General features: G+C 39.8%; 23 protein-coding genes. 8 read left to right on the forward strand and 15 right to left on the reverse strand.

What is annotated here, in order from left to right; translation table 11 throughout:
* Positions 1-129: 129 nt before the first annotated feature.
* The 6 genes from SJY39_RS24090 to SJY39_RS24115 form a co-directional block, all read right to left on the reverse strand.
* Positions 130-903 (reverse strand): response regulator, encoded by a 774-nt coding sequence (locus tag SJY39_RS24090; protein ID WP_016793567.1) that lies wholly within the window; start codon positions 901-903, stop codon positions 130-132.
* A 575-nt stretch (positions 904-1,478) separates the two neighbouring features.
* Positions 1,479-2,659 (reverse strand): IS3 family transposase gene (locus SJY39_RS24095; RefSeq protein WP_390242940.1). Its coding sequence is split into 2 segments (ribosomal slippage): positions 1,479-2,374 and positions 2,374-2,659, totalling 1,182 coding nucleotides; the frame shifts between segments, so codons are not numbered across the junction.
* An 89-nt stretch (positions 2,660-2,748) separates the two neighbouring features.
* Positions 2,749-3,075 carry a nucleotidyltransferase domain-containing protein gene (locus SJY39_RS24100; protein WP_390242942.1) on the reverse strand — a complete coding sequence of 109 codons (327 nt, stop codon included), beginning with the start codon at positions 3,073-3,075 and terminating at the stop codon, positions 2,749-2,751.
* Complete coding sequence (locus SJY39_RS24105; protein ID WP_016793128.1) at positions 3,038-3,448, reverse strand: hypothetical protein; 411 nt, start codon at positions 3,446-3,448, stop codon at positions 3,038-3,040. Before SJY39_RS24105 ends, SJY39_RS24100 begins: the two co-directional genes overlap by 38 nt.
* A gap of 1 nt (position 3,449) precedes the next feature.
* The gene (locus SJY39_RS24110) at positions 3,450-4,148 is read right to left on the reverse strand and encodes an HNH endonuclease (RefSeq protein WP_016796604.1); all 699 of its coding nucleotides are present in this window, start codon (positions 4,146-4,148) and stop codon (positions 3,450-3,452) included.
* Between the two features lie 240 nt (positions 4,149-4,388).
* The gene (locus SJY39_RS24115; protein ID WP_016793125.1) at positions 4,389-4,799 is read right to left on the reverse strand and encodes a hypothetical protein; all 411 of its coding nucleotides are present in this window, start codon (positions 4,797-4,799) and stop codon (positions 4,389-4,391) included.
* A gap of 699 nt (positions 4,800-5,498) precedes the next feature.
* Here SJY39_RS24115 and SJY39_RS24120 point away from each other — a divergent pair.
* Together SJY39_RS24120 and SJY39_RS24125 are read left to right on the forward strand one after the other, a co-directional pair.
* The gene (locus SJY39_RS24120; protein ID WP_004730320.1) at positions 5,499-5,747 is read left to right on the forward strand and encodes a type II toxin-antitoxin system Phd/YefM family antitoxin; all 249 of its coding nucleotides are present in this window, start codon (positions 5,499-5,501) and stop codon (positions 5,745-5,747) included.
* Positions 5,737-6,018, forward strand: a complete 282-nt coding sequence (locus SJY39_RS24125) for a type II toxin-antitoxin system RelE/ParE family toxin (RefSeq protein ID WP_010429015.1) — start codon at positions 5,737-5,739, stop codon at positions 6,016-6,018. Before SJY39_RS24120 ends, SJY39_RS24125 begins: the two co-directional genes overlap by 11 nt.
* Before the next feature lie 143 nt (positions 6,019-6,161).
* Here the strand turns inward: SJY39_RS24125 and SJY39_RS24130 are convergent, their stop codons facing one another.
* The 3 genes from SJY39_RS24130 to SJY39_RS24140 form a co-directional block, all read right to left on the reverse strand.
* The gene (locus SJY39_RS24130; RefSeq protein ID WP_016793511.1) at positions 6,162-6,719 is read right to left on the reverse strand and encodes a hypothetical protein; all 558 of its coding nucleotides are present in this window, start codon (positions 6,717-6,719) and stop codon (positions 6,162-6,164) included.
* 164 nt (positions 6,720-6,883) lie between these two features.
* A complete protein-coding gene (locus SJY39_RS24135; RefSeq protein WP_016793510.1) occupies positions 6,884-7,990 on the reverse strand; it encodes a hypothetical protein in 1,107 nt (368 codons plus the stop codon).
* 170 nt (positions 7,991-8,160) lie between these two features.
* Positions 8,161-8,604, reverse strand: coding sequence for a hypothetical protein (locus SJY39_RS24140; RefSeq protein ID WP_053808682.1), 444 nt, complete (start codon positions 8,602-8,604; stop codon positions 8,161-8,163).
* A gap of 233 nt (positions 8,605-8,837) precedes the next feature.
* Between SJY39_RS24140 and SJY39_RS24145 the strand changes: the two genes are divergently transcribed.
* Positions 8,838-9,812, forward strand: coding sequence for an integron integrase (locus SJY39_RS24145; protein ID WP_016791378.1), 975 nt, complete (start codon positions 8,838-8,840; stop codon positions 9,810-9,812).
* 427 nt (positions 9,813-10,239) lie between these two features.
* Positions 10,240-11,199 carry a nuclease-related domain-containing protein gene (locus tag SJY39_RS24150; RefSeq protein WP_016768603.1) on the forward strand — a complete coding sequence of 320 codons (960 nt, stop codon included), beginning with the start codon at positions 10,240-10,242 and terminating at the stop codon, positions 11,197-11,199.
* A gap of 96 nt (positions 11,200-11,295) precedes the next feature.
* Here SJY39_RS24150 and SJY39_RS24155 read toward each other — a convergent pair whose 3' ends face one another.
* From SJY39_RS24155 to SJY39_RS24165, 3 genes are all read right to left on the reverse strand, one after another.
* Entirely contained in the window at positions 11,296-12,558 is a 1,263-nt protein-coding gene (locus tag SJY39_RS24155; protein WP_016791377.1) for an integrase, read from the reverse strand.
* Positions 12,559-12,768 carry a hypothetical protein gene (locus tag SJY39_RS24160; protein ID WP_010434910.1) on the reverse strand — a complete coding sequence of 70 codons (210 nt, stop codon included), beginning with the start codon at positions 12,766-12,768 and terminating at the stop codon, positions 12,559-12,561.
* A gap of 468 nt (positions 12,769-13,236) precedes the next feature.
* On the reverse strand, positions 13,237-13,587 hold the full coding sequence (locus tag SJY39_RS24165) for a hypothetical protein (RefSeq protein ID WP_010440416.1): 351 nt from the start codon (positions 13,585-13,587) through the stop codon (positions 13,237-13,239).
* 387 nt (positions 13,588-13,974) lie between these two features.
* On the opposite strand from SJY39_RS24165, the gene SJY39_RS24170 reads away from it, so the two are divergent.
* Both SJY39_RS24170 and SJY39_RS24175 read left to right on the forward strand, forming a co-directional pair.
* Entirely contained in the window at positions 13,975-14,148 is a 174-nt protein-coding gene (locus tag SJY39_RS24170; RefSeq protein WP_010440413.1) for a hypothetical protein, read from the forward strand.
* Positions 14,066-14,257 (forward strand): hypothetical protein, encoded by a 192-nt coding sequence (locus tag SJY39_RS24175; RefSeq protein ID WP_229632042.1) that lies wholly within the window; start codon positions 14,066-14,068, stop codon positions 14,255-14,257. The genes SJY39_RS24170 and SJY39_RS24175 overlap by 83 nt, the downstream gene beginning before the upstream one ends.
* Before the next feature lie 97 nt (positions 14,258-14,354).
* On the opposite strand, the gene SJY39_RS24180 is transcribed toward SJY39_RS24175, so the two are convergent.
* The 3 genes from SJY39_RS24180 to SJY39_RS24190 form a co-directional block, all read right to left on the reverse strand.
* Positions 14,355-14,606 carry a TIGR03643 family protein gene (locus tag SJY39_RS24180; protein WP_016786255.1) on the reverse strand — a complete coding sequence of 84 codons (252 nt, stop codon included), beginning with the start codon at positions 14,604-14,606 and terminating at the stop codon, positions 14,355-14,357.
* A gap of 86 nt (positions 14,607-14,692) precedes the next feature.
* On the reverse strand, positions 14,693-15,214 hold the full coding sequence (locus SJY39_RS24185) for a GNAT family N-acetyltransferase (protein ID WP_016793124.1): 522 nt from the start codon (positions 15,212-15,214) through the stop codon (positions 14,693-14,695).
* Positions 15,215-15,528: 314 nt separating this feature from the next.
* Positions 15,529-15,957, reverse strand: a complete 429-nt coding sequence (locus SJY39_RS24190) for a hypothetical protein (protein WP_016768598.1) — start codon at positions 15,955-15,957, stop codon at positions 15,529-15,531.
* 479 nt (positions 15,958-16,436) lie between these two features.
* On the opposite strand from SJY39_RS24190, the gene SJY39_RS24195 reads away from it, so the two are divergent.
* Together SJY39_RS24195 and SJY39_RS24200 are read left to right on the forward strand one after the other, a co-directional pair.
* Entirely contained in the window at positions 16,437-16,628 is a 192-nt protein-coding gene (locus SJY39_RS24195; RefSeq protein ID WP_010440405.1) for a hypothetical protein, read from the forward strand.
* Between the two features lie 272 nt (positions 16,629-16,900).
* Positions 16,901-17,641, forward strand: coding sequence for a hypothetical protein (locus tag SJY39_RS24200; protein WP_010440403.1), 741 nt, complete (start codon positions 16,901-16,903; stop codon positions 17,639-17,641).
* Positions 17,642-17,792 lie beyond the last annotated feature (151 nt).

Consider the following 17,792-nt stretch of genomic DNA (forward strand, 5'->3'; position numbering starts at 1 on the left):
CCTCCTAGCAAACTAACGCACGCTTAAGTGGTGAGCAACGCAATACGATGTTTCCGCATTCCACCTAAATCACTAAAATCAACGCATGATAAAAGTGCCACGCGTTGCGAATCCGTCTTGAAGCGTTTGTTAAGTGCCGTTGTGAACTACATTCATTACTAGCTGAAAAAGTTCTTGAGCTCTATTTGTGCTGCCAATAGCACCCCTTTCACGTGCCATTTTCTTATGTTCGGGTAAATTTGAGCCGGCATAAATAACAAACGGGGTTTTATTTCCTAAATCACGTAACTTATCTAAAAGAACATAACCTTCTTGATCGCCTTCTTTGCGCCCCATATCAGAAATTATTGCTGCAAACTTGTCAGTTTTAAGTGTTTCAATCGCCTCTTCGGTTGAGAGAGCTAATTTAAAGTGAAGTCCTTGCTCTTCAAATGCTTGGCGTTCATGAACATTATTTTCTGGACGGTCGTCAACCCAAAGAATTCGATTCTTCCATTTTTCATTCGATGGTTTTTGACTTGTTTTTGACACAAGTTCAACTATTTCATCAAGTTGAGTTTGATTAAGGTCCCCACCACTACCAGGCTGCTTAGAAATCGCAGCTGCTAATGATACAGCTGACGACAATTGTGTTTTCAAAAAATTGTCTTCATTTTTAAAATCTGAAGGCCCATACAACTTCTTATGATGCTTTGCTACCAGCCAAAGAAATCCAAAAAACACCAATACAGGAAACAGCACCATAAAATAAACTAATGGAGCGATATGACCTTGTAAGTTTGCTTGCCCGAAAGCAACGACAAGGGAAGCGAAACCATAAACTAGCACAATAAATAAAGCGATAATGCCTAAAGGGCTTTTCGTAAAACCCGTAGCTGAATTAGCAAATTCTTTAATACTCATCAAATCTCCATTTAGGCACTTAACGCCTTGCTAAGTAGTGCTGACGCCTAACTCACCAAGCCTACATTACTTCAAACCAAAAATGCCACACGTATTAGCATCTACTTGAGCAATTTGTTATGAAAGGCTCAAACATTGCCACCGCACCAAAACACCTACCAAAAACTCAAGACACAGAGCCGGCTGCCGACCCTCCAATATTACCGGAAAATCACCTTCGGAACATACGAAAAGTGAGGGCCCCAAGAAGAGCCGAACGATGAACTTACGGGGAAGGTAATTGCCATTACTCGAAGTTTTTGAGAGGCACAATGTCACTTGGCATATTACATCTTTTGATGATTTCAAATAGGCAACCAGCAAAGAAAATACATATTTTAAGCAAGATATCTAGCCGAGTTTAAACTGTGAATTGACAGCTTTTGATGAACAAACCCACCTTTAAAAACCACGTTCAACAGTAGCTTCATAACGCCGCATTAACGTGTGAGCGACGCTTGGTTATACTTGAGCGAAGCGAAAACACCAAGCGTTGCGAATGATCTTCACCCGATAAAATGGACACCCTATCTTCTTTAACCCGTCATGACTTCATATTCATGCGGGCTTCGATATCCAAGACTTGAGTGCAGTCTATAACGGTTATAAAAATGCTGGATATAACCGACAAGTTTATCTCTAAGCTGCTTCTCACTTTTAAAGCTATTTTTCCTAATTATGTCGCCTTTGAGCGTATGGAAGAACGACTCCACCTCTGCATTATCAGTACAATGACCTGGGCGATTCATGCTTGGGATAATTCCATTTTTTGATAGTAAAGCTTGAACTTCATGGGCTCGATATTCAGAGCCTCTGTCAGTATGAAATAACAGGCGCTCTTGTGGCTTTCGATTTCTAATGGCCATTCTCAGCGAACTCATCGTTAGTTGTGTACTCTTCTTACTACCAAGCGACCAACCGACGACTTTACGCGAGTAAAGATCAATAACGACCGCTAGATACATCCAACGTTTGCCTTGCCTGATATACGTTAGGTCTCCAGACCACTGTTGATTAACTGCCGTTGGTTTTGGTGTGTCTTTTTTAATATTCTTAATCGATTGATAGAACCGATGTAGCTTGGCCATTTTCATGTAAATGCGATAACTTCGTGCTCTTAGCCCTTGCTCTCTCATGATCCGAGCCACACGCTTGCGGCTAACCAAAACTCCTTGGCGCCTCAGTTCTGCATGAACTCGTGGGCTACCGTAGGTCTCTCGACTCTGGGTAAACACTTTAATTATACGCTTCTTCAAAGCCTGCTCTTCTTGATCGTAGCGGCTTGGCTCTCTATCAAGCCATGCGTAGTAACCCGACTTAGAAACAGATAGAAAACGGCACATCAATACAATGGAATAACGCGTTTTGTAATGGGCTATGAATCGGAATTTTGTCGATTTTCTTGGGCAACGAATCGTTGCCACTTTTTTAGCAAGTCATTCTCGAGCTTAAGTTGTTCGTTCTGACGTTCGAGCTCTGCAATCCGACTAGACTCAGTTTTCTGGCTCGGGATCTGAGTCCTTTTCTTACGTTTATCTTCCATAATAACCCCTTCTCTATAGTCCTTTCGCCATTTAGAAAGCATATAAGGGTGGATATCTAATGATAGCGCCACGCTTTTAACTGTAGCTCCTTCTCGAAGCGAAAGTCGGACAGCAGTTACCTTAAATTCCGTAAGATATTGTTGAGTTTTTTTACCTGATTTATAAGCTGGCATAATCACCTCCAATTACAATTGAAGGTGTCCATTAGATCGGGTCAACTACAGAATCACTCTTAAATGCTTTGTTATGTTTATTTGCACACTCAAGAATTATTTTCTATCGCAGAAATAATTTCACCTAAGTTTTTGCCATTGTATAGTGACAAATGTTTAGCCGATGCTTTTTCAATAAAATTAACTTCTGATTCCTCAGACTTTGAAAGCATAGTAACTGACACTCTATCAATTCTTGCTAACAATTTTTTCTTCAATGATATAGCTACTTTGCACGATTCAAAGCTAGTCGAATTGTGTACTATTAAAATATCAACATCGTTGAAGTTTGAAGCACCTTTAAAATAGGAGCCGAAGCCATAGACATTCGCTAAACGATCAAGACCAACCATATTCTTTAAACTTATCTTTTTCATAGGCAGTCAGATAAGCCCAATGCTCACGTTGATTTATTGCAGCCATAAAGCCACCAATATCGAAAATACCAACTTGATCAGTCATACAGTCACGTTTTAGTTCTAGGGAATAACCACACCAATTCGAACTAATAATTACTGCATCAAGAGCCCCATAGTTTTCACATGACTCTACATATTCCGCTGTACCAAACGAATAACACTCACAAATAAAGACGTTCAGTTTTTTGCCCGTATTTAACTCAATACTATACAGACCAGCATCTAGCTTCTGACAAGAGCGAACTTTACTGTGTTCATTCATACGTTGCTCAAAAAAGTTGTAGTTCCTGTAATAACTCATCCAAGGAAAGTTTTCGTTACGTGCTGGCATATTATTCTCCTAATATTAAATCTTCAAAATCAATCGGAAATCGCTGAACTGCATTATAAGGAATTTTATCGTGTACCCATTGCTCATAACTTTCTACATGCTGTATAAACTTACTTACAACTCTCTGCTCTTTACGAGAGAATAATGCTCGATATTTAACGAGTAACTCCTTTATCTCTCTATTGTTAGGAACAATCGTAGAAAGACGTTCAGAAGTCCATAAAGCATACACTTGGTCACTATTTGGATTTTTTCTTGCACTCTCGGACATTGGACCATATTGCTCCCAAACTTGGTGGTTCTCAGCCATATATGGAGCAATTTTGTCTTTTAGCTGTTCAAGGCTCTCCAGTTCAGTGATCTGTAGACGATTCGAAACAAACTCTTCATGTTCTTGCTTCATTTCATGAAGCAACTCAACAGAGTATTCAGCTTCGTTTTCTGCTTTATCAATTAATGTATGGTGGGTAGGACAAAGCAAAATTAGGTTTTCATAACCATCCCTTTCCAAGGCTGGTTGATCAGCATCGTATCGGTTGGAACCCAATTTGTTACCTTTAATATGAGCCATTTCACCGAGGGTATAAGGCGTAACGCCCTCAGCTTCCTCTACTGACAGCCTCTCTGTGCACCCTCTAAATGAACATCGACCAGCTGCATTAGACCATAAAATTTTAATGGATTTACTTGTTATTGACATGAATACCCCAAACTAAGACAGACTATCGTACACTACCATGGACTAACAGAATGACATTTGATTTACGTCTATTCCTCGAAAAATTAGTCACTTGCTGTGACGTAAACTGATAAACATAACGCCGCGTTAAGTAGTGAGCAACACAACCACGAAACCTAACCATGCCACCGTAAACACTATACTTGATTCAAACTAAAAATGCCGAGCGTTGCGAATCTGTCTTAAACGCTTTGTTATACATTATTTCGACCGCATATCTAAATGGTATCTAAAGAAGTCTAGTGGTTTTATCAGTACAAATGACCAAGCTAAAAGAGCAACTGCGGTGACTTGCGTATATGGAGGAGTTATCCCAGAGAAGTAAGCTGGAAATAGACCTATTAACCCTAAAGGCATAAGAAAAGTACCTAAATATGGCTTTATTTGAGCATTATAGCCCAACAATCGCTCCGCAATAACAATAAAAAGTACAACCACAACACCTATGATAATACCTAGAAAAAATGCTGCTATGTAGCCCCAAACCAACCCTAGATTTTGGACGAAATATTCTCCAAATTCTGCAATTAACGAGCAAATAATGGCAGGTATAAAAATCTTCGTAGATAAGTCATCTACTGCTTTCGCATATGTACTACCAAAGGTTTCCACGAATCAAAAATCTCCATAATGTATAACGCTGCACTAAGCGGACTAAAATTGTGGGTTAAAATGTGTAGCGAAGCGAAACTAACCCACTGTTTTAGTTCCGTTTAAGTGCCTTGTTATGTGGTTGTGCCAAATTGGTTAACCACATACTTTAATAATGGAAATATAAAGCAAACCAGCGTGATTTAAAACCACTTATCTACCAACTTTGAACTCCGTAGAAAAAGCACTCAGAAGAGAACAAAAAACCAAATAAAATAACGCATGACGAAGATTTAACAAAAGCTCTTTTGAATACAGATTACATGTTAGAAACTAGCTGATGAATTGAAAACATAAGCCAATTTCATTTGTAAAACACCGCGATTTTTCCCATCGATGAAATACAAAAAATCATTCAAAGCAACGGCTAAATGAAAACAACGGCCTACTCTTCTAATTTAACAACACATTCAAGATCCAGCTAAAAAACCGAGATAAATCGGATCTGGTGAACAAAACCCTCTCCTGCGATAGCGCAACACATAACGCCTTGCTAAGGTGTGAGCAAAGCAATACCTTGGCCTCCGCATAATACCTTAAACACATAAACCAACGCATAGTAAAAATGCCACGCGTTGCGAATCACTCTTAAGCAACTTGTTATACCGCTTGGTTGAGGCTAAAATGACCAAAAAAAAGACCACTTAAGAGACCTATTAAATGACCACTAGAATTTTAGCCGATGTTGCTGCAAGCATTACTGAGTTGAAAGCTAACCCTATGAAAGTTGCAACTAGTGCTTACGGTGAACCTGTTGCTGTACTGAACCGAAATGAGCCAGCATTTTATTGCGTACCAGCCGAAGCGTACGAAATGATGATGGACAGACTCGAAGATCTTGAACTACTTACTATTGCGAAAGAGCGTGAATCTGAAGAGAGCATTTCGGTAAATATTGATGACCTATAAACTCGACTTTAAAAAGAGCGCACTCAAAGAGTGGAAAAAGCTTGGCTCAACGCTTCAACAACAATTTAAGAAAAAGCTAATCGAGCGCTTAGATAACCCGCATGTTCCGGCTTCAAAACTCTCTGGAGCTGACAACATGTATAAGATTAAGCTGCGCCAATCGGGCTACCGTCTCGTCTACAAAGTTGAAGACGATGTCATCATTGTAACCGTCTTAGCAGTCGGAAAACGCGAACGTAGCGATGTTTACCGTAAAGCTATGAAAAGGTAGATGATTGATTGCGGTATAACGCCCTGTTAAGGTGTGAGCAACGCAATACCGATGCTTCCGCATGCCACCTTAACCACTGAACACAACGCATAGTAAAAATGCCACGCGTTGCGAATCACTCTTGAACAGTTTGTTAGGCATTTTTATTTTTGTTGCTTACAATCCCAAGAAGCTTTCGCATGCTTGCCGTCACCTTTTGGTAGGTCCTTTCGAGCGATCAGTTTCGCTTCAAACGTAAAGTCTTCCGATATTTTTACTATTAAAAGCTTGTTGAAATTCCCTGCGCGTTTAACCCTAACTTCATCTTTGCTCTTCTCTGGAGATATAGTTTTTATCTCGATGAAGTCATTTCCTAGCTTTCCGTCAGAACCTTTAGTGTGTGGTTTATGCCGCTTGATACCATACGCGATTTCAGCATATAACTCACCCAACTCACCCCAAATCTGTAAATAACGATTTGTAAGCTTGTAAAAAGCTTCAGCACTATCAACCAACCCTTCAAAAATAGACTCCAATTCAGGATTAATTTCAGGCATATCCGAACTGAAATTACTATCTACTACTTCCCACTCATCGGAAGAATACCCAAAATCATCTGGGTCAAACTCATAAGGGTTATATCCGCAGGCTGCTGCTTCTGCTATTTGATCAGCACTATAACCTTCGTTATACATATCATGTAAATGATCCCAGTCGCCCATATTGTCTCCTATTAGCTAAAGCTGTATGTAAATGCCTAACGCCACGTTAAGTAGTGAGCAACGCCACCACAAAACCTAACCATACCACCGTAAACGCAAAACCCAACGATGGAATTAAAAATGCCATGCGTTGGGAATCTGTCTTAAACGCTTTGTTAGGCAATTTATTCTTTATCTGGTACCAACTCACCTTTATAGTTTTCAGCTGCATCTAATACAGCTTCCAAAGCATTTTCAAGAGAAGCTCTACCACTAATTTTTTCTAACAGTTCATTTCGCACATAATACCTAGATGGCATTTCTTCATTTTTAATATTATCTAAGCCCGACTTAGAACTGCGCGCCAATATGCTTTGCATTTTTTCAATAAGCTCACTATGGGTTAGCTCTATTTCAAATGGTAATTTTTCATACAATTTGGACTCGATAATCTCATCAATAACAGATTTATGCCAAACAGTTCCGATTTGAGGATCTTGATCGCCTTTAATGCCAAGGCGTCCAACATATATTCCTGCAAGAATAGCAATATCATGATTGAACTGATACTGAGTGCCTTTTATTTTTACTGTTCCATTCGGGCAATAATATAAAACTGGTGAACCAGACATACCACTTTTAGATGCACTATCAATTAAAAACTTAGGCTCTCGATTCCAACCATCTTGAACAGATGTAGCTATAGTCGCGCGTTTCCATACAGGTTGTGAATAATAGTCTTGGATATTATGAGGGTAACCTGGAATAAAGACTTCTTCCGTAACTTCTACTGAATCGAACCATTTATTGATAACATCACTACTTGGTACTAAATAATTCTGAATGGGACACACTTCAGACATACCAGTTCCATGAACTTGCATAATAGGAGAAAATTCCATATCAAGAGTTTCACCTGTAGATAGATAACCTTCCGATCTATAAGTTGCACTTGGATCGAATGGAATAACTGCCACATCAACACGAGGCCAGTTTTTAGGGTGAATATAGTACAGCGATTTTTCATCGTCTGTTAACGGAATCGTTAATGACTGACGAAGTGAACCAACTCCAGCCATATTAATCGATAGTCTTACGACAACATTGTCGGGAATTGCTAAGTTTTTAGACAGAGGGGCTAGAGTCTCGGAGTGTCTACCACTAAGATTGTGCCAAGCTGTCACTATGTAGTATTCCTCACCACTCTTATATAAAACACCGGTCCCAATTGATAGTTCTGTTTTTTGGAACCTCATTGTTAGATGAACAACAGAATGACTAACCGCTGGCATAAACTCTCCTTTATTAATAAAACTTATGGTACGGCGACTGCCTAACGCCCTGTTAAGGTGTGAGCAACGCAATACCGAAGCTACCGCATACCACCTTAAACACTAAACGCAACGCATAGTAAAAATGCCACGCGTTGCGAATCACTCTTAAACAGTTTGTTAGGCATGTGCTACCACTGGTAGAAAGTCATTCCATCTTTGACTACTGGTTGTTTAATGTAACCTTGATCTTCAATTATCAAATCGCCAGCGCCCGACTGTTGTCCACCAAATACTCCTTTTAGAATAACCGTTCCATCATTTACTAATGTACCTTGTAGTTTTCCTGAAGGCTCGATAGTCATAACTGCACCATAGGGAATGCTTACTGTCCCTGAAATAGTTCCTTTGACAATCACGTTGGAATCATTTGACAAGGAAACTGTACCCTGTTGATTTCCTAGTATTTCAAGCGTTTTCTCAGTTTTAATGTCTAATGTCCCGCGAAGAGTACCCAGCAGTTTGAATACTCCTGAAATTACATGGACAGTTCCATCATGTGTGCCAACAAGCTCAAAATCTTCATCAATATATGTTTGAGGGACTTTCTGCCCATCGATGTAATCAAATTCCATATTTTCCTCATAAATGCCTAACAGCTATATTAGACAGAAAAGTTCTGCACTTAAATACAGAATTATTCTGTCTAGTATCTCAATGACGTAAACGATACCCCGTTTTTATGAAAACTAACAGTAACTTAAGCACTACAGCTCTCTGCCTACATCCCAAAATACAGAATTTTTCTATATAGCATGAATTGATGTGCCAAACTTCAACTCATGTATGGATAACCAGTTACAGTTTAATGAAAAAATCACCATTTCTATCGTATATACAAGAATATATGCTTGGACGGCACTATGCACTTCGTACAACGGAGGCGTACATTTATTGGATTCACCAATACATTCTTTATCATGATAAAAAGCACCCAAAGGGCTTAACTTCCAGGCATGTAGAAGATTTCCTAACGCACCTGGTTGTTAACAAAAAATCAGCGAGGAAAACGCAAAGTCTGGCTCTCAATGCATTGGTCTTTTTATACAAAGAAATTATTCAAGAACCCATAGAACTTGATATGCAGTTTCGGCGCTCAGATAAATCAAGAAAATTGCCAACAGTCATGACTCCAGAAGAGATTGGAAGGCTATTCAATCACTGTTCACCTAACTACAAATTACCTTATCAATTAATGTATGGATCAGGGTTGCGTTTAATGGAGTGTCTACGCTTACGTATACAAGATATCGATTATGCATATAAATCTGTACGTGTATGGCAAGGGAAAGGAGGTAAAAACCGCATAGTGACAATAGCACCAGAGCTTTTCCCCGCTATCAAACAACAGCAACAGAGATCCGCGAGTTACTATCATCAAGACATGAATGACACAGTTTTCTCTGGTGTATACATACCTGAAGCTCTTGCTAGAAAATACCCGAGCGCAGAAAGGAGTCTAAATTGGCAATTCCTCTTTCCCTCTAGTCGTTTGTCGCCAGATTTACAAACGGGCGAGCTACGTAGACACCATATTCACCCAACAGCGCTTCAAAAACACATTAAGGTAGCAGGCCAAAAAGCCAACATTGAGAAAAATATCTCATGTCATACTTTAAGGCACTCATTCGCTACGCACCTTCTTCAAAGCGGAGCTGATATCAGAACCGTTCAAGAACAACTTGGGCACACCGATTTGAAGACAACGCAAATCTATACTCACATCATTGATAGAGGCGCCAATGGTGTTGTTAGCCCATTATCAAGAATATTCGTAAAATAACGATAAATGAAATTCGGATTCCGAATTCTGAAATGACTTCATAATCACGAAACAGGGCACTATCACCTGCTCTTAGGGCTGAGGCCTCTAGTCACTCCAAAAGCTCAATAACAATTTATGTGTGTGTTTTTCTCTGCAGCAATGGCTGCGTATCACCTCTTATTGTTACGCCACCATTGCCTATTTACAACTTTCATGGCGCTCACAACGCCCTAACACGCACAATAACAGGATGCATAACAAACACATTATTAAACAGCGAGTTGCAGGTTTCCTACTCTCTACTTCGAGCTTTCGAAAAGAGATATTTCACAATTTTCATCAATAACAGTGTTCGAAAAAGAACATATGTCTCAAAAACATACACACTATCAATATGAACAAGACTGCATGGTAAACTGCTTTTATAAAAAAGCAGGAATAATGAATGATTACTAAGGATAGAGATTCAAAAATCGACAACAGTCTTCAACAGAAAGCTGGCGCAAAAGTAGAGCAAGATGTCGCGTTTTACTTACGCAGAGAGTTTGGAGATGCAAATGACGTTTTCATTATTAATGACCTACGCATACAGTTTAAAAATGAAACTGCTCAGATCGATCACTTAGTCCTTTATAACAAAGGATTTATCATTATTGAGTCGAAATCGATTCGTGGTGAGGTTAAGGTCAACAATCAACTCGAATGGAGTCGAACCGTACGAGGGAAGTGGACAGGAATGCCCTCGCCTATCGAACAAGCTAAGTTACAAACCAAACTATTGAAAGCACTTTTAAATGACAACGCTAAGTCGTTACTAGACCGGATTGCATTTTTACAAGGGTACTTTGGTGGTCGCTGTTGGGATCAACTCTGTGCCGCATCCAATGACGCTCTAATCGATCGAACTTCTATCCCTAAAGATATATCGAAGAAGCTCATTAAAGCCGAATCTATTGGTAGCTGCGCTAAGAGTCTCATCAAAAAGCACCGCGTAGGTTCAATACTAAATCCGAATCCTACGTTTAATCGTGATGAACTGTACCGCCTAGTTCACTTTCTAAACGAACAACATGTGCCTACGTCCTCTCCAGCTCCCAAAGTACATATCGCAGAATTGAGCAAAACTGAAAAGGTAGACTTGGTTCCAGCTCAAGAAATAATTGAAGAGGCCAACGCTCCACAAATAAGGCATGGTTTTAATTGTAAGAAGTGTCAAAGCCCGCAGACCGAGCCGAGGTATGGAAAGTATGGGTATTACGTCTACTGCCCACAATGTAAGGTAAATACTGCAATGCGTATTAGTTGCCATTCTTGCCAATCTAATTCAGCTAAAGTCAGTAAGAAAAAGAACACATACTCCATTGCATGCTCTTGTGGTGAAGGGACTCAAGTCGTATTTCCTTAATCTAATAATTCGGAATCCGAATTACAACGCAATTTAAAGCGATGCGAATTCAAATTCGGATTCCGAATTCCTCCAAAACTAAACAACTAACACAAATCACTTCAGGCCACTTTTCGGCATCACCTCAACAGGTGGTACTTGGTGCCAAATAATGTCACTTGTACCTGTATAGATTTTTGTTGTTTTAGCGTTCGCATGCGCCATTCGCTCGGTAGCACTCTGCCCTTGCTGTTCAATCATTCGAGCAGCCAGCCCTCTAATTTCATGATAGGTCGGCCTTAACGATTTCTTTAGGTGACTATAAAGCCCTAAAGAGTCTCGAACCTTACTGAACTCTTTACTTATATTGTGGTGGTGGACTTGGTAAAGATGGTCGGTCTCTTTTGAAATACCACGTTGCTGCTGTTTAGGTTTACGGTGAACGATATAAGGACAAATCAATCTCGATGTTTTAGAAAGGTCGACAATGTCTTTAATCGTCTGGGTGACAGGAATGGCCACAGTGGAAGCATCGGACTTTTTCACCTTCTCTCGGTGAACATAAAGCATTCCATACACAGCATGCCCATCAACATACTCCACCTCTTTATCAGGGTTCCAAAGAATCCCACAAACACCTTCCCGTGGTTTGTATATCCGATAACGAAGCCTATAGATCTCCCTCACAGCATGAGTTGTCTCAAGAGTTAAGCTCATTGCAACCTTAAGAAACAGTGGCGCTGCATCGTAGACCTTTTGGTAATTTTCGATATCTAGGTCGTGGCGAGCTTTTGTGTAATCTTCTCTGGTCAATCGACGCTGTTTTTTATTGAGTACAAAATTACTCTCAATAGCACTCTCATCAGCAAGGTAGGAAAATACCTTTTTAAGGTTACTGATCTTATTGTTGAGCTGACGATTACTTAACTCTGAATAGTATTTAGAAAGGAACTCATTGATGTGCTGTAACTTGATCGATTTGGTTGGCAACCGCCCCATGAACTCATCAAGGCGGTAACAGTCCCTTTCCAAATTTCGATAAACGTCTTTGGAAAGCCGTTCTTCTTTCTTCACACGAGACAACACTAATGGAAGCCACTCTTTTAAAGGCCGATTGAATTTATCCTTGCGGCCTTTGGAGACAGCTTTGCGAAATGGGGTCATCTCAGAAAGGGAAAATGCGCTTCCTAGCTCAGGACGATACTGCAAGTTATAAACATGCGCAGCTTGTATCGCTTCTTGCTCTACAGTCCCGATAGGAAATAGCTTCTTCACACCATCTACGGTCGTAAACCGAAACCGAGATTGACCCCTATGGCTCATTTTCACCAAGAATGGAGGGTAATGAGCCGTTTCTTTGCTTCTAGCTCTACCAACCATTTATGACTCCAAGAATCTTAGAAGTTCACTCACCCTGTCTGCAGGGTTCCCTATCTCGTCGTCAACACAGACTAAATATCGGCCCGTTGGCGTTCTCGTGCCCTCAAGCTTGCCATGTTTAATCCAGTTTATGATGGTGGTATTGCATATCCCTGAATCAGGGTAAAACTCATCAATAAATTGTCTAGGTCTGATTTTACGCGTCGCCATATCGTTCTCCTTACCTTTCTCACTACATGAAAATTAGGATTTTTCATCTACTGGTAGAAAAACTATGCACGATTTTTTCAGTGACATTCTATTTGCGCAGCAATTAACAAAAAGAATTCCCGAAGCGTAAAACGATTCAACGAATCGATTTCAAGCCCACTTTAGGGTGGACTAATACAGTAGTACCAAGTTGCTAATCTATTGATTTTATTTGACTATTTCATTGGCCTTTTTAACCGTTTTTTAGGCCAATTAGAGCTTAACCACCAGCTCTAAATACATGAAATTCATATAAATCAATATCATACAGCTAAGATTACTACCAACATCGGGGTTTCACCGTTTTTGAGCCCTCAAAAACGTCGTAAATCTCGCGCAATATACTGAAACAATTACTGCCTCTTTGTACCTACCTTTCTGTCGGGATATTTATAGTAAGAAGGATTGAAGACTTACGTGTTTTGCCCCCTATTCCAAGTTCTCCAACCCTGATGTATCGATACCTTTCAATGCTTCTTTTGCTACATCATCAGAGCTCGTCGATTTAGTCTTTTGTGGATAACTACCTGCTAAACCTTTACCAATCGAAGTTGCTTCATCTTGCAGTTTTTTACCCTCAGACTCGCCCGCAAGCCAGCCTTGTTTGTAGTCGGTATCTGAATTGAAACGCTTTTCATCTTTTATATAGTCTTCGAAGTCATTACCAGTTTCTTGCATTCCGCTGTGTCTACCGTCATGGAAACCTTGTATGTAAGATTCGTTATGGCCACTCTTCATTAAAGCACTGTCACTGGTTCCGCAACCAGTAGAAATAAGCATAAACAATATTACCAATACAAACCTTGTCATTTCCGAACCCTCAACTAAGTATCACTGTAACTTAACAATAGTCTAATATTTCAAGCATATAAATACTGTGGTAATAGATAGTTAACGACAGTTCGAAGTGAACCTAATGTGTAAGGATATCCACTTGTCCATCCACGCACCAAACAAGTTCACTGCTCGTCTAGTTCGTGGAAATACCGTTCGCCTCAAGCAACAAACTCTGCAGCGATTGACCCTGTATTTTCGATATCCTCAATTCAAGACGAACAAGGAAAGCTTAACTACCCTGCATTTTGGAGTAACACGACTCACCTCCGCGTTGGTCCAAAATCACAATCACAAGCTGCCTACTTCTGCTTCGACGAATGCTTAGGTTATATGAAGAGACCAAAATCAAAAACGTGCACTCTACTTGATGTACATGGCGCGGGCGCTCAACGGGCAGAACCGAAAACAGGCAACGCGAAAGATTACCCTAACGGGTACGGACCTCAAGGTGATGTCATTCGGATTGAAAACGACGTTCGTGCTGTTCGTCATTTGTCTTCTTAACTTATCTTCGATATTTGTTAAAAGTATTAAGGAAATAAAATCGCACACAGTGATGGTTAAGTCTTCTTTGAAAGCTGTGAACAAAATGGTTAAGCGCAAAGCCAACTGACCTTTAATTCAGTTTGATAGATTAGTGTGGATGAATTCATCATCCACTAAGCTGTACAAATTCAAGCGCGATAACACAGCGCTAAGGTATGAACACTCTAACGCTGCTTATACTGGGTCGGGCAATAACCTCTCGAAACATCCGACCTACGAAGCTTTAAATGCTTTGTTGATCGCCCGGAAACACGCGACCGCCACAACTTGAAACTCCCCAGCTTTAATTTGGCACGCATAAAGCGAATCACTTCAGATTCATTCAAACCAAATTGTAACTCAATGGCCTCAAATGGCGTTCTGTCTTCCCACGCCATCTCTATAATTCTTGATTCACTTTCTCTCGATAACTTCATTGCACACTCATCCTAGTTAAACTAGACAAAAATACGCTCGTTCTCGATTTTTAGATCAAAGAGTTATCCGTTATATTTACAAGTCGTTAATGGCGTTCCAACCACTCACAACGCAACAGGCCATACTTAACTGAATCATAATACTCGCCTTTATAAAAGCGTACTTTTCTTAGTCTCGCTTCCTGTTGAAAACCCAACTTCAACGCCAGTGACATCATCCGCGGATTACCCGACCAAGTAGTTAAACCCACACGCTCTATCTGCTTATTTTCGAATAAATAAGAGACCCAAAAAGGAAGTGCTAACGCTGCAATGCCCTTACCCCAATATTTATAATCATAAATAACAACGCCAGCTTCAAGCCAATGGGTCTCTTCACACTCCCAATAACAATTGACGGTTCCTACAGGCACACCGTCTACAACCACCAACTGTAAATCAGCTCCATTGAGTAACCGTCGGAACGAACAACTTTCAAACTGTTCAAATGATGGGTGGGAATACGGGAAATAAGGGCCGTTAAACTTCGTCCACTCATCGTTTGAGGTGACCAAAGCATAAATAGCGGCCAATTCACTTGGCATGGCGGGCCTAATAGTGACTTTCATATACTTTCCAAACCTGATTAAAAGGGTTATCAATCTCAACGATAACTATCATTAGGAGCCAATGTAAACCGTACAGTTCAAATCCCAGCCTAGAAATTGAATATAGTCCCTTTGACGTTTTAACAATCACTACATCTAAGAACAAAACCAAATCATAAATGCCACAACTAAAGAATTATACGAATAACAATCGTTGTTAAATAATGGAATACTTTATTCATGCTATTCAGAAAACAAAAAGCTCGTCAAATAATGACGAGCTTTGTTTTCACAAGCGTAGTTAGAGTGATGCTATCTACATTACGAAAACTAGTTTACGAATAAACCTGGTCACGTAACTCCAACTCAACGTTTTTCAAGACTTTGAATTCTTCGCGAGTACAACCACGAGCGACAGACACCCAATGATCGCCCGTTTCATCTGACCCTTTAAACTCTACACGCAACTCATATCTTCGCCATGAGATAAAGGCCAAAATAAAAGTCAGTGCAAGCATAGGCAAACCAAACTGAGGTACAAATGCCCAAGTAGCAGCGGAAAGCACCAAAGCCAATGAAACGATATTGATTGCGTTTTCTTTAAGGCCTAACTGACGAACTTCTAACTGTTTAATTTTCCGTAAGCTATAAACGTCCTTCTTAACTCGTAATTCACTGTCATTTACAAGAAAATCAGTCTCCTTATAAGACTTACGAAATCGCATTATATTCGCCAACCTATTGCGCTTATGGTTCTTATTCATCGCTTTTCTCCATGTTATTAAAGGTTAGTAAAAGCTAATATAATCATGAAGTTATTAATGAACGGTGAATTTATAAATCAAGCCAATATTAAAATCAAGCTTATATGGTTAATAACATTTATCATAATTAGAAGGGGCCTGAGCATTAGTGACTCCCATGTAATGCTTCACCCGAACTACCGCTGAGTATCAGATTAATGCACATATGATATTAGCCTGCAAAACCTACAACTTTGTAAGCATATGTTTCACTCATAATTATACTGGTTGCTAAAACGCACAAAGCCGCTTGAAGCCACATCACAAAATTCTTGAAATTCAATAAGTAAACGTAAAAAAACACCCCGTTCCATCACAATAAAACATACCTGAATAATACTAAACAACACATTAACCATGACTGTCTATTAAGCAATTGATCTCATACGTTGGAAGCTGTACCTTTGCTTTATGCATACGGTTACTCAAGGGAAATAATAATGGACAAGCTACTGACAAACGCAATGGAACAAAAACAACGCACAATTGTGACGAGCTTATTCGCAAGAAATGGATTTAAAATTGCGACAACAGATTTTGATGATGTGACTTTTAAACGTGAAGATGTACTTGTCAATGTTCGCTTCGACCTATCTTCAAATGTTGAGTCAATCTCAGTAGTGAATAACTAAATATTAGATTCAATTACTTAGATGGTGGGCTTAGATAATATAGCTCACCGTTTATTGATTAGAGATAAAAGCATGACTCTGCACTTCACCTGCTTCCGCCTTCTCGTGATAAGCGCTACTTATTATTCATATTCAAACCACTAGTTAGCCAGTTGTAAACATCGCAAATACTATACCTCTATCAATGGAAAGTTATCGATAAGCCATCATTGAAAGATAATGCTTGTCACATAGTTAGGATACTTTTTTCTAAAGTAGAGAGTAGTTTCAAAATGAAAAGAACAGCTTTATTTGCCTCCTTAATAGCGGCGTTACTGACCGGATGTAACAGCTCAAATGATTCTAATTCAGTTGATGGTTCAGCACCTCATAACCCTGAAAAACCGATCTTACCACCAGAAGGCGGCGATGGCTCTGCGGGCGATCAAACCAATCCTGATGAAGATACAGACTTAAATCCATCTAAAGACGCGTTAATAGTTGAAGCAGCCCAACGCTGGGGAACAAGTTACGACGAGATGTACAATGCGTGTCAACTTTGGAGCTGCAACCTTGCGGACATACAAGAAAGAATCATATTTACTATAGAGCGTGAAACACAATTATTAGAAGGCTCAGCTAAAGTGACCTTCATTCTTTCTCATAACACCGCTGACTTATGGCCTACTTACGTATTTTACAGTGATTTAATTGGAAATACCGAAATCGAAATTGAACACTCTTCATCAAGTTTTCATTACATAGATGACGATAAAATCGTAAGTGAAGGCTCTACACTATTGGGTTGGAAGACTGGATTTGGCAGTTGGGCCACTCAAAACCCACGAAATTGTATCGACGCTTATTGTGCCGAATTCAAGACCTCTTGGTTAGAAACCGGCACCTACTCAAGTGCTATGGCTGTATACCGAGAAAATGGAGAAGTCATCAAGACTCAACGTGGCTACCTTAGCCAAGATGAGCTGAGAGCACTCTACCCTGTATTTAGTCCGACATTCCCTGGTCACTACTAACGTCAGTCTAAATATCATGAAAAGTGAACAAGGAGTATTGTTATGATACTCCTTGTTCATAAAATTCCGCACTAACAAGCCAATTAGATTCTGATAATTACTGACTAATCAATCATTAGAACACCCTGTTTTGTCGCTGAATTCGCAATTC

Origin of the sequence: Vibrio sp. R78045, from assembly GCF_042466085.1 — a bacterium.
Taxonomy (GTDB): domain Bacteria; phylum Pseudomonadota; class Gammaproteobacteria; order Enterobacterales; family Vibrionaceae; genus Vibrio; species Vibrio cyclitrophicus.